At 64.7% G+C, this 10,073-nt stretch carries 8 protein-coding genes; all 8 read left to right on the top strand.

The window, feature by feature from the left end; translation table 11 throughout:
• Positions 1-356, top strand: a 356-nt coding sequence (locus tag ACOJTD_RS01665) for a GDSL-type esterase/lipase family protein (RefSeq protein WP_420131206.1), incomplete at its 5' end; no start/stop codon positions are given.
• A gap of 189 nt (positions 357-545) precedes the next feature.
• A complete protein-coding gene (gene thpR, locus ACOJTD_RS01660) occupies positions 546-1,112 on the top strand; it encodes an RNA 2',3'-cyclic phosphodiesterase (RefSeq protein WP_420131205.1) in 567 nt (188 codons plus the stop codon).
• Positions 1,113-1,169: 57 nt separating this feature from the next.
• Positions 1,170-2,348, top strand: coding sequence for a cell division protein ZapE (gene zapE / locus ACOJTD_RS01655; protein WP_420131204.1), 1,179 nt, complete (start codon positions 1,170-1,172; stop codon positions 2,346-2,348).
• Between the two features lie 130 nt (positions 2,349-2,478).
• Entirely contained in the window at positions 2,479-3,447 is a 969-nt protein-coding gene (gene mdh / locus ACOJTD_RS01650; protein ID WP_420131203.1) for a malate dehydrogenase, read from the top strand.
• Between the two features lie 82 nt (positions 3,448-3,529).
• Positions 3,530-4,726: an ADP-forming succinate--CoA ligase subunit beta gene (gene sucC, locus ACOJTD_RS01645; protein ID WP_420131202.1), complete on the top strand. Its 1,197-nt coding sequence runs from the start codon at positions 3,530-3,532 to the stop codon at positions 4,724-4,726.
• 59 nt (positions 4,727-4,785) lie between these two features.
• Complete coding sequence (gene sucD / locus ACOJTD_RS01640) at positions 4,786-5,670, top strand: succinate--CoA ligase subunit alpha (RefSeq protein WP_420131201.1); 885 nt, start codon at positions 4,786-4,788, stop codon at positions 5,668-5,670.
• A gap of 128 nt (positions 5,671-5,798) precedes the next feature.
• Entirely contained in the window at positions 5,799-8,756 is a 2,958-nt protein-coding gene (locus ACOJTD_RS01635) for a 2-oxoglutarate dehydrogenase E1 component (protein WP_420131200.1), read from the top strand.
• A gap of 104 nt (positions 8,757-8,860) precedes the next feature.
• Positions 8,861-10,073, top strand: a 1,213-nt coding sequence (odhB, locus tag ACOJTD_RS01630) for a 2-oxoglutarate dehydrogenase complex dihydrolipoyllysine-residue succinyltransferase (protein WP_420131199.1), incomplete at its 3' end; no start/stop codon positions are given.

The raw sequence follows: 10,073 nt of genomic DNA, 5'->3' as shown, positions 1-10,073 counted from the left end.
AACTCGGCGCCAATGATGCGCTGCGCGGCACCGATCCCAAAGTGCCTCGGCAGGCACTGGAGGAGATCGTCAAGCGGCTCAAGGCCCGCAACATTCCGGTGCTGCTCGCCGGCATGCTGGCGCCGCCGAATTACGGGCCGGACTACGCGCGGGAGTTCAACGCGATCTATCCCGACCTCGCCAAGCAATACGACGTGCCGCTGTATCCGTTCTTCCTCGACGGCGTCGCCACGGTGTCGGGACTCAATCAGGCCGATGGCCTCCACCCGACTGCGGCCGGCGTCGACCGCGTGGTCGAGAACATTCTGCCCAGCGTCGAGGCATTCCTCCGAACGGTGGCTGGGCAGAAGCGCTGAAAAACCGGCACAACATGCTTAACAGCTGGATTGCCCTCAACTTTTTCAACCGGCGGAAGTTGTCGCGGTAGCCTTGTTACACAAACCGGCTACACAATTGGCCAGTTGATTCGCCGGACGATTGCGGAGTGCAAAGTCCCGGACGTCAGGGACAGCCGCCGCGATCGGGCCCAAAAAAGGGGAGTTCCGATGCCGCGTCTGTTCACTGGACTGGAGATCCCCGCCGACATCACCCAGACCCTCTCGACGCTGCGCGGCGGCCTGCCCGGCGCCCGCTGGGTCGAGCCGGAAAACTATCATCTGACCCTGCGGTTCATCGGCGATATCGACGGCGCCACGGCCAACGAGGTCGCCTCGACGCTGTTCAGGGTCAACCGCCGGCCGTTCGAAGTGCAGCTGCAGGGCCTGTCGAGCTTCGGCGGCCGCAAGCCGCGCGCGGTAGTGGCCTCGGTGGTGCCGTCCCGGCCGCTGATCGAGCTGCAGGCCGAGCTGGAGCGGCTGATGCAGCGGGTCGGGCTCGACCCCGAGGGCCGCAAATTCACGCCCCATGTGACTCTGGCTTGGCTGCGCGACGTATCCTGCCAGGACGTCGCCCAATATCTGTCGATCCGCGGCTATTTCCCCACCAAAGCTTTTACGGCCGAGCGTTTCGTGCTGTTCTCGTCGCGGGCGTCGACCGGCGGTGGGCCGTACGTGGTGGAAGCGCCGTACGAGCTGAAATCCCAATCGGATTATCGGCTCGTCCGGACTGCATAGCTCTCAGCAGCATTCAGTTCTTGCTTTTTGCAGCGCGGTGGGGCGGTAAGAGCGTCCATGTCCCCGCCGCGCTCGTTCCGCCAACACTATCAGTCCCTGGTCTCCTCCGGCGCCATCGAGGCCGATCCGGCCCAGGCCCAGGCGGTCGAGTCCCTGGGCGCGCTCGACGAACTCCTCGCGAGCTATAAGCCTCCGAAAAAGCAAAGCTTTCTCGGCCGGTTGTTCGGCGGCAGCGACCCCGAGCCGCCGCAGGGGCTGTATGTCCATGGCGAGGTCGGGCGTGGCAAGACCATGCTGATGGACCTGTTCTTCGACGCCAGTCCGGTCCAGCACAAGCGGCGCGCGCACTTCCACGAATTCATGGCCGAGGCCCACGAGCGCATCAACGCGTTCCGGCAGAACATCAAGCGCGGCGAGATCCCCGACGGCGACGTCATCGCGCTGACGGCCGCGTCGATTTTCGACGAGGCGTGGCTGCTGTGCTTCGATGAATTTCACGTGACGGACATCGCCGATGCGATGATCCTGTCACGGCTGTTCGGCAAGCTGTTCGAGCTCGGCACCGTAGTGGTGGCGACCTCCAACGTGGCGCCCGACGACCTCTACAAAGGCGGCCTCAACCGCGCGCTGTTCGTGCCCTTCATCGGTCAGGTGAAACAGCACATGCAGGTGATCCGGCTCGATGCGCGGACGGATTATCGGCTGGAGAAATTCGCCGGCATGAAGGTCTGGCTGACGCCGGACGATCCCGAGGCGACTGCCGCGCTCGATCGCGCCTGGAACCGGATTACCGGAAACGCCCCCGGTGCGCCGCGTGACATTTCGATCAAGGGCCGGCTGCTGCATATTCCGCGGGCCGATCATCACGTCGCGCGGTTTGCGTTCGCCGATCTGTGTGAGACGCCGCTCGGGGCGTCGGATTATTTGCGACTGGCGCACGAGTACCACACGCTGATCATCGACCACATTCCGGTGATGGACTACGCCGACCGGAATGCCGCCAAACGGTTTATCACGCTGATCGACACGCTTTACGATAACGCCGTCAAGCTGATGGCATCGGCGGCGGCGGAGCCGGCAAACCTCTACCGCGCCACCGATGGTTACGAAGCGATGGCGTTCAATCGCACCGTGTCGCGGCTGATCGAAATGGGCTCGGAATCGTACCTGGCGCTGCCGCACGGGCGTAGTGACTCCGCCGCAACCGGCGCGACCACCGGCCTCGTCGAGACATGAGGAGCGCCTTTGGCAGGGCCGCTGGCCAAGAAATGAACCCGGCCCGACTTGAACGCTCCCGGCGAAAGGGATAACCACCCAAGCGGATTTCCCACCCCTCCCTCCTTCGGGCTCAAAGGACTGTTTCCCCATGGCGCGTAACAAGATTGCTTTGATCGGCTCTGGTCAGATCGGCGGAACGCTGGCTCACTTGATCGGGCTGAAAGAGCTCGGCGACGTGGTGATGTTCGACATCGCCGAGGGCGTGCCGCAGGGCAAGGCGCTCGACATCGCGGAATCGTCGCCGGTGGATGGCTTCGACTCCAACCTGACCGGCGCCAACTCCTACGAGGCGATCGAAGGTGCCAACGTGGTGATCGTCACCGCCGGCGTGCCGCGCAAGCCGGGCATGAGCCGCGATGACCTGCTGAGCATAAACCTCAAGGTGATGGAACAGGTCGGCGCCGGCATCAAGAAGTACGCGCCGGATGCGTTCGTCATCTGCATCACCAATCCGCTCGACGCGATGGTGTGGGCGCTGCAGAAGGCCTCCGGCCTGCCCGCCAAGAAGGTCGTCGGCATGGCCGGCGTGCTCGACTCCGCGCGCTTCCGTTACTTCCTGGCCGATGAGTTCAATGTCTCGGTCGAAGACGTCACCGCCTTCGTGCTCGGCGGCCACGGCGACACCATGGTGCCGCTGGTGAAGTACTCGACCGTGGCCGGCATCCCGCTGCCGGATCTGGTGAAGATGGGCTGGACCTCGCAGGCCCGCCTCGACGAGATCGTCGATCGCACCCGCAATGGCGGCGCCGAGATCGTCAACCTGCTGAAGACCGGCTCGGCGTTCTACGCGCCCGCCGCCTCGGCGATCCAGATGGCCGAGAGCTATCTCAAGGACAAGAAGCGGGTGCTGCCGGTCGCGGCGCACCTCACCGGCGAATACGGCGTCAAGGACATGTATGTCGGCGTGCCGGTGGTGATCGGCTCCAAGGGTGTCGAGCGCATCGTCGAGATCGAGCTGGCCGGCAAGGACCGCGAGGCGTTCGACAAGTCGGTCGGCGCCGTGCAGGGCCTGGTCGACGCCTGCAAGAAGATCGCCCCCGATCTGCTGGGGCACTAAGGACCTGAACTGACCGTGGCGCGCTCCCAAAGGGGCGCGCCACAACTCAACCGGCTGGATGCGATCTGGCGAGGGGCAATCGATGAATATCCACGAATACCAGGCCAAAGCGGTGCTGCGCGAATTCGGCGTTCCGGTGTCGCACGGCTATCCGATCTTCAAGGCGTCCGAGGCCGAAGGTGCCGCCAAGCAGCTCGGCGGCCCGGTCTGGGTGGTGAAGAGCCAGATCCATGCCGGCGGCCGCGGCAAGGGTAAGTTCAAGGAAGCCTCCGCCGGCGACAAGGGCGGCGTCCGCCTCGCCAAGTCGGTCGACGAGGTCAAGGAATTCGCCCAGCAGATGCTGCACGCGACGCTGGTGACGGTGCAGACCGGTCCCGACGGCAAGCAGGTCAACCGGCTGTACATCGAGGAAGGCTCCGAGATCGACAAGGAGTTCTACCTGTCGCTGCTGGTCGACCGCGCCACGTCGCGGGTCTCCTTCGTGGTGTCGACCGAAGGCGGCATGTCGATCGAGGACGTCGCCCACGACACCCCCGAGAAGATCGTGTCGTTCACGGTCGATCCGGCGACCGGCATCATGGGCCATCACGGCCGTGCCGTCGCCAAGGCGCTGAACCTCAAGGGCGAGCAGGCCAAACAGGCCGAAGCGCTTGTGACCAAGCTGTACGCGGCGTTCGTCGCCAAAGACATGGATATGCTCGAGATCAATCCGCTGGTGCTGACCAAGCAGGGCGATCTGAAGTGCCTCGACGCCAAGATGTCGTTCGACGGCAATTCGCTGTATCGCCACCCCGACATCCAGGCGCTGCGCGACGAGAGCGAGGAAGACGCCAAGGAAATCGAGGCGTCGAAATACGACCTCAACTACGTCACGCTCGACGGCACCATCGGCTGCATGGTCAACGGCGCCGGCCTGGCGATGGCCACGATGGACATCATCAAGCTGTACGGTATGTCGCCGGCCAACTTCCTCGACGTCGGCGGCGGCGCCAACAAGGAGAAGGTGACGGCGGCCTTCAAGATCATCACCGCCGACCCGAACGTGAAGGGCATCCTGATCAACATCTTCGGCGGCATCATGAAGTGCGACGTCATCGCTGAGGGCGTGGTCGCGGCCGTCAAGGAAGTCGGTCTGTCGGTGCCGCTGGTGGTCCGCCTCGAAGGCACTAATGTCGAAGAGGGCAAGAAGATCATCAAGCACTCCGGCCTCAACGTGCTGCCCGCCGACAATCTCGACGACGCCGCGCAGAAGATCGTCAACGCCGTCAAGGGAGCCTGAGGCCGCAACGGCCTCGCTCGCTTCCGACCAACCCGTTCGACCGCGAAAGCAGTTCTCCTATGTCCATCCTGATCGACAACAACACCCGCGTCATCTGCCAGGGCTTCACCGGCAAGAACGGCACCTTCCACTCGGAAGCCGCGATCGCCTACGGCACCAAGATGGTCGGCGGCACCTCGCCTGGCAAAGGCGGCTCGACCCATCTGGGCCTGCCGGTGTTCGACACCGTGGCCGAGGCCAAGCAGAAGACCGGCGCCGACGCCTCGGTGATTTACGTTCCGCCGCCGGGCGCCGCGGACGCCATCTGCGAGGCGATCGACGCCGAGATCCCGCTGATCGTCTGCATCACCGAGGGCATCCCGGTGCTCGACATGGTGCGGGTGAAGCGCTCGCTGGCCGGTTCCAAGTCGCGGCTGATCGGGCCGAACTGCCCGGGCGTGATGACCGCCGGCGCCTGCAAGATCGGCATCATGCCGGCCAACATCTTCAAGCCGGGCTCGGTCGGCATCGTGTCGCGCTCCGGCACGCTGACCTATGAGGCCGTGTTCCAGACCACCAGCGAAGGCCTCGGCCAGACCACCGCGGTCGGCATCGGTGGCGACCCGGTCAAGGGCACCGAGTTCATCGACGTGCTGGAGATGTTCCTGGCGGACGACAAGACCGAGTCGATCATCATGATCGGCGAGATCGGCGGCTCGGCCGAAGAAGACGCGGCCCAGTTCCTGATCGACGAGGCCAAGCGCGGCCGCAAGAAGCCGACGGTTGGCTTCATCGCCGGCGTCACCGCCCCTCCCGGTCGGCGTATGGGACATGCGGGTGCGATCATTTCGGGTGGCAAGGGCGACGCCGCGTCGAAAACCGCCGCGATGGAAGCCGCCGGCATCACCGTATCGCCGTCGCCGGCAAGGCTCGGCAAGACGCTTGCCGAAAAGTTGAAGTCCTAATTCAACCCTTGTGTAGTTCCGAGCTTACATTTCCATGAAATTCGGTAAAAGGTGCACTATGTTGCTGATCCGGTAACCGGATCAGCTTATCGCGTGTCCGACGCGATAATCATAATCAGGAAGCAATCATGTCTCGCCAGGACGCGAATGCCGCTTTCGCCCTCTCTTCGTTTTTGCAGGGCGCCAATGCCACCTATATCGACGATCTCTACTCCCGCTACGAAAACGACCCGTCTTCCGTCGATGCCGACTGGCAGGCATTCTTCCAGAGTCTGAAAGACAATCCGGGCGATATCCAGAAGAACGCCGAGGGCCCGTCCTGGGAGAAGGCGAACTGGCCGCTGACGCCGCGCGACGATCTGACCTCGGCGCTCGACGGCAATTGGGCCCAGGTCGAGAAGACCGTCGGCCAGAAGATTCAGACCAAGGCGCAGGCGAAGGGCGTCGAGCTGTCGACTGCCGACGTCAATCAGGCGACGCGTGACTCCGTCCGTGCCCTGATGCTGATCCGCGCCTACCGCATGCGCGGCCACTTCCACGCCAAGCTCGACCCGCTTGGGCTGGAGCCGGCCAAGGATCACGAAGAGCTCGACATCCGCAGCTACGGCTTCACCGAGGCCGATCTCGACCGCAAGATCTTCCTCGACCACGTGCTCGGCCTCGAATACGGGACCCTGCGCGACATTGTGGCGATCTGCGAGCGCACCTATTGCCAGACCGTCGGCATCGAGTTTCTGCATATCTCGAACGGCGCTCAGAAGGCCTGGCTGCAGGAGCGGATCGAGGGGCCGGACAAGGAAATCACCTTCACCCGCGAGGGTCGCCGCGCGATCCTGATGAAGCTGGTCGAGGCCGAGGGTTTCGAGAAGTTCTGCGACCTGAAGTTCACCGGCACGAAGCGGTTCGGCCTCGACGGCGGTGAAGCGCTGATCCCGGCGCTCGAGCAGATCATCAAGCGCGGCGGCAATCTCGGCGTGCGCGAAATCGTGCTCGGCATGCCGCATCGCGGCCGCCTCAACGTGCTGACCCAGGTGATGGGCAAGCCGCACCGCGCGCTGTTCCATGAATTCAAGGGCGGCTCGGCAAACCCTGACGAGGTCGAAGGCTCGGGCGACGTCAAGTATCACCTTGGCGCCTCGTCCGACCGCGAGTTCGACCACAACAAGGTGCATCTGTCGCTGACCGCCAACCCGTCGCACCTTGAGATCGTCGATCCGGTGGTGCTCGGCAAGGTCCGCGCCAAGCAGGACCAGCATGGCGATCTGCCGGAAGAGCGCGTCTCGGTGCTGCCGCTGCTGATGCACGGTGACGCCGCCTTTGCGGGCCAGGGCGTCGTCGCGGAATGCTTCGCGCTGTCCGACCTGAAGGGCTACCGTACCGGCGGTTCGATCCACTTCATCGTCAACAACCAGATCGGGTTCACGACCTATCCGCGCTATTCGCGGTCGTCGCCCTATCCGTCGGACGTCGCCAAGATGATCGACGCGCCGATCTTCCATGTGAATGGCGACGATCCGGAAGCGGTGGTGTTCGCCGCCAAGATCGCGGTCGAGTACCGGCAGAAGTTCCACAAGCCGGTCGTCATCGACATGTTCTGCTATCGCCGGCACGGCCACAACGAAGGCGACGAGCCGTCGTTCACCCAGCCGTCGATGTATCGCAAGATCGCCGGCCATCCGACCACGCTGGAGCTCTACTCCAAGCGCCTGATTGCCGACGGCGTGATCACCGAGGGCGAAGTCGAGAAGGCCAAGGCCGACTGGCGCGCCCGGCTCGACGCCGAGCTCGAAGCCGGCTCGTCCTATCGGCCCAACAAGGCCGACTGGCTCGACGGCAAGTGGGCCGGCTTCAAGTCCGCCGATCAGGAAGAAGACCCGCGCCGCGGTATCACCGGCGTCGATCTGAAGACGCTGAAGGAAATCGGCGCCAAGATCACCAAGGTGCCGGAAGGCTTCCGGCTGCATCGCACCGTGATGCGCTTCCTGGAAAACCGCGCCAAGGCGATCGATTCCGGTATCGGCATCGACTGGGCGACCGGTGAAGCGCTGGCGTTCTGCGCGCTGCTGAACGAAGGCCAGCGCGTGCGGCTGTCCGGCCAGGATTGCGAACGCGGCACCTTCTCGCAGCGTCATTCGGTGCTGATCGATCAGGAAGACGAGACCCGCTACACGCCGTTCAATCACCTCGGCCCGGATCAAGGCCACTACGAGGTGATCAACTCGCTGCTGTCGGAAGAAGCCGTGCTCGGCTTCGAATACGGCTACTCGCTGGCCGAGCCGAACACGCTGACGTTGTGGGAAGCCCAGTTCGGCGACTTCGCCAACGGCGCCCAGGTGCTGTTCGACCAGTTCATCTCGTCGGGCGAACGCAAGTGGCTGCGCATGTCCGGTCTGGTGTGCCTGCTGCCGCACGGCTACGAAGGCCAGGGCCCCGAGCATTCCTCCGCTCGCCTCGAGCGCTTCCTGCAGATGTGCGCCGAAGACAACATGCAGGTGGTGCATCCGACCACGCCGGCGAACTACTTCCATGCGCTCCGACGGCAGCTCAAGCGCGAGATCCGCAAGCCGCTGATCGTGATGACGCCGAAGTCGCTGCTCCGCCACAAGCGGGCGGTGTCGCGACTCGACGAACTCGGCCCCGGCACCAGCTTCCACCGCGTGCTGCTCGACGACGCCCAGACCTTGCCGGACGAGAAGATCAAGCTCGTGCCGGACGCCAAGATCCGCCGTGTCGTGGTCTGCTCGGGCAAGGTCTATTACGACCTCTACGAGGAGCGTGAGAAGCGCGGCGTCGACGACATCTATCTGCTCCGCGTCGAGCAGCTCTATCCGGTGCCGCTGAAGACGCTGGTGCACGAGATGTCGCGGTTCAAGGACGCCGAGTTGGTGTGGTGCCAGGAAGAACCGCGCAACATGGGTGGTTGGCACTTCATCGAGCCGTATCTGGAGTGGGTGCAGAACCAGGCCGGCGCGACCAACCGTCGTCCGCGCTATGTCGGCCGTCCGGCTTCGGCCGCTACCGCGACCGGCCTGATGTCGAAGCATGTCGCCCAGCTCAAGGCGTTCCTCGACGAGGCGCTGCGCTGAGACGCGTGAGGGTCGCCGGCACGGCGACCCTTCGTAATTCCTGAGTACGGATTCATGGGCTGGCGCCGGCACCAAGCCGCCGCGCCGCAAGAGGAAAACAAACGATGACTGATATTCGCGTTCCGACCCTCGGCGAATCGGTGACCGAGGCGACGATCGGCCGCTGGTTCAAGAAGCCGGGCGATGCGGTGGCGGTGGACGAACCGTTGGTCGAACTCGAAACCGACAAGGTGACCATCGAAGTGCCGGCGCCCTCCGCCGGCACGCTCGGCGAGATCGTGGCCAAGGACGGCGAGACCGTCGCGGTCGGCGCGCTGCTCGGCCAGATCTCGGAGGGCGGCGGTGCCGCCAAGCCGGCTGCGGCCACACCGGCGCCCGCCAAGGCCGCGCCCCCCGCGGCTGCGCCTTCTCCGGCCGCCGCTCCCGCGGCCCCGGCTGCCGCCAAGGCGCCGCCGGCCGATGCACCGCAGGCTCCGTCGGTGCGTCGTCTCTCGGCCGAGAGCGGCGTTGATGCTTCGACCGTGCCGGGCTCCGGCAAGGACGGCCGCGTCACCAAGGGCGACATGCTGGCGGCGATCGAGAAGGCCGCCTCCGCTCCGACGCCGGTCAGCCAGCCCGCCGCCGCCGTGCAGGTCCGCGCGCCGTCGCCGGCCGACGATGCCGCGCGCGAAGAGCGCGTCAAGATGACCCGGCTGCGCCAGACCATCGCGCGCCGGCTCAAGGAAGTTCAGAACACCGCTGCGATGCTGACGACCTTCAACGAGGTCGACATGACCAACGTCATGGCGCTGCGCGCGCAGTACAAGGATGTGTTCGAGAAGAAGCACGGCGCCAAGCTCGGCTTCATGGGCTTCTTCACCAAGGCCTGCGTGCAGGCGCTGAAGGACATCCCGGCCGTCAACGCCGAGATTGACGGCAGCGACCTGATCTACAAGAACTACTATCACGTCGGCGTCGCGGTCGGCACCGACAAGGGCCTGGTGGTGCCGGTGGTGCGCGACTGCGACACCAAGTCGATCGCCGAAATCGAAACCTCGATCTCCGACTTCGGCCGGCGCGCCCGTGACGGTCAGCTCAAGATCGAAGAGATGCAGGGCGGCACGTTCACCATTTCCAATGGCGGTGTGTATGGCTCGCTGATGTCGACGCCGATCCTGAACGCGCCGCAGTCCGGCATTCTCGGCATGCACAAGATCCAGGAGCGCCCGGTGGTCGTCGGCGGCAAGATCGAAGTCCGCCCGATGATGTATCTGGCGCTGAGCTACGATCACCGCGTGATCGACGGCAAGGAAGCGGTGACCTTCCTGGTGCGCGTCA

This window comes from Rhodopseudomonas sp. (assembly GCF_048594845.1).
GTDB lineage: Bacteria > Pseudomonadota > Alphaproteobacteria > Rhizobiales > Xanthobacteraceae > Rhodopseudomonas.
This window is presented reverse-complemented; position numbering and strand designations above follow the sequence as displayed.